We start from the raw sequence: 2041 nt of genomic DNA on the forward strand, positions 1-2041 counted from the left end.
GTGTCGGCGCTGGCAGCAGGCGCGACGCTCGCGGTCGCCGGCACGCTGCTGCAACGGATGACCGGAAATCCGATGGCCGCGCCGGAGGTCATGGGCATCAGCTATGGCGCCGCGATGGGCGTGATCGTCCTGCTCTATCTCTTTCCCGCTCATACGCGGCTGGCGCAGATAGGGGCGGCCGGGATCGGCGCCTTCATCGTGCTGGCACTGGTGCTGCTGTTCAGCCGGCGGTCCGAGTTCAGTCCCGAGCGCGTGCTGCTGGCCGGCGTCGCCATGAGCGCGGCGTTCGGCGCGATCATCGCCATGGCGCTGGCGACCGGTGATCCGCGCATCGGCACGCTGCTGTCGCTGCTCACCGGGTCGCTCTACCAGATCGGTCCGGCCGAGGCGGCAATCCTTGCCGCCGCGGCGCTCATTCTGCTGATCATGGTGCCGATGCTGTCGCGCTGGCTCGACATCCTGCCGCTCGGACCGGCGACCTCGCGTTCGATCGGCATCTCGCTGGCGCGGAGCCGCATCATCATCATGCTGCTGACGGCATTGCTGACGGCAACGGCAACGCTGATGGTGGGTCTTCTGAGCCTGGTGGGATTCATCGCGCCGCACATGGCGCGGATGATGGGCGCGCAGCGTGCACTTCATCAGGCGGCGTTGGCCGCGTTGATCGGGGCGATTCTGATGGTCACGGCGGACTGGGCCGGTCGCATGGTGATATTTCCGTTCCAGATGCCCGCCGGCATTTTCGCGATGATGCTTGCCGGGCCCTATCTCATCTGGCTGCTGCGGCCGCAGCGCGGCTGACCGCGCCTCAGGTGAGGGCTGCTCACCGCGCGAAGCCGATGAGATGGCCGTGATCCGGCGACGGCATCACGCCCATCGGGATGCCGTAGATGGTTTCGAGCTCGGCCGGCGTCATGATCTTGTCCGGCGTGCCGCGGGCAATCAACTTCCCGGAATGGAGCGCGATGATCTCGTCGCAGAAGCGGGCGGCCATGTTGACGTCGTGGAGCACGACGACCACGCCGAGGTTGCGTTCGCGGGCGAGCTGCTGGACGAGCGACAGCACCTCGATCTGATGGGCGATGTCCAGCGCCGAGGTCGGCTCGTCGAGCAGCAGGCATTCGGCATCCTGGGCAACCAGCATGGCGATCCAGGCCCGCTGGCGCTCGCCGCCCGACAGCGTATCGACCAGCCGGTCCGCGAACGGCTCGATATGGGTCAGCGCCATGGCGTTTGCGACCTTCTCGCGGTCGATGTCGCCGAACCGTCCGAGGGCGCCGTGCCAGGGATAGCGACCGAGTGCGACCAGCTCCTTGACCAGCATGCCGGCGGCGGGCGGCGTCTGCTGCGGCAAATAGGCGACCTTGCGGGCATAGTCCCGATCGCTCCACGCGCGCAGCGCGCGCCCTTCGAAACGAATCGTTCCCGACGAGCTAGGCTGCTGGCGCGCCAGCAATTTCAGCAAGGTCGATTTGCCGGAGCCGTTGTGCCCGATCAGCCCGACGACGCTGCGGGCCGGAAGGGACAAGGTGAGCGGTTCGAGCAGCGCGCGCCCGGCCACCGCGAAGCCGACCTGGTCAAGCTCGAACAAGGAGGCTGGCGCTTCCAGCGAGGCCTGCGTGATGTCGGTCGGCAAGGCGCGCGTCGTTTCGCCCGTCTGCACGTGTTGGAACGTCATGGTTGGCGCAGGCTCCAATAGGCGACGGCCAGATGCTGATCGCGGGAGAGCTTTCGCTCGTCGCGCAAATGGTTTCGCAGGGCCTTTAGCGTCTGCGCCTCACATGCGACCCAGGCGAAGACCTCCCGATGGTCGGGCCATCGCACTGCCTTGACGGCGTCGACCAGGAGCTGCGTCGTCCCGGCCGGACGGCCTTCGCGATGCAGCCAGCGGATCGCTACGCCGCTCGGCGCGACCAGCGAAACTTCTTCGCGCCGATCGGCGACCTCGATGAAGGCCTCGCCCGTCGCCGTCGCCGGCAGCGTCTCGAGAATTCGCGCGATGGCGGGCAGGGCGGTTTCGTCGCCCGCGAGCAGCAACCAG

Annotated in this window: 3 protein-coding genes; 1 reads left to right on the forward strand and 2 read right to left on the reverse strand. The window is 67.6% G+C overall.

The genetic code is table 11. The features are described from left to right. The coding region (locus MOV75_RS35990) for an iron chelate uptake ABC transporter family permease subunit (RefSeq protein ID WP_246932304.1) at positions 1-801 on the forward strand (801 nt) is incomplete at its 5' end. A gap of 22 nt (positions 802-823) precedes the next feature. Here the strand turns inward: MOV75_RS35990 and MOV75_RS35995 are convergent. Together MOV75_RS35995 and MOV75_RS36000 are read right to left on the reverse strand one after the other, a co-directional pair. Beyond that, positions 824-1678: an ATP-binding cassette domain-containing protein gene (locus MOV75_RS35995; RefSeq protein WP_246932302.1), complete on the reverse strand. Its 855-nt coding sequence runs from the start codon at positions 1676-1678 to the stop codon at positions 824-826. Further along, a partial coding sequence (locus MOV75_RS36000; protein ID WP_247007735.1) for a siderophore-interacting protein occupies positions 1675-2041 on the reverse strand: 367 nt, incomplete at its 5' end. The genes MOV75_RS35995 and MOV75_RS36000, both read right to left, overlap by 4 nt.

This window comes from Bradyrhizobium sp. PRIMUS42 (assembly GCF_023006515.1).
Taxonomy (GTDB): domain Bacteria; phylum Pseudomonadota; class Alphaproteobacteria; order Rhizobiales; family Xanthobacteraceae; genus Bradyrhizobium.

Bases quoted from the DNA above. Each gene is read 5' to 3' on its own strand.
- MOV75_RS35995 (WP_246932302.1), bottom strand. From the start codon at position 1,678: ATGACGTTCCAACACGTGCAGACGGGCGAAACGACGCGCGCCTTGCCG.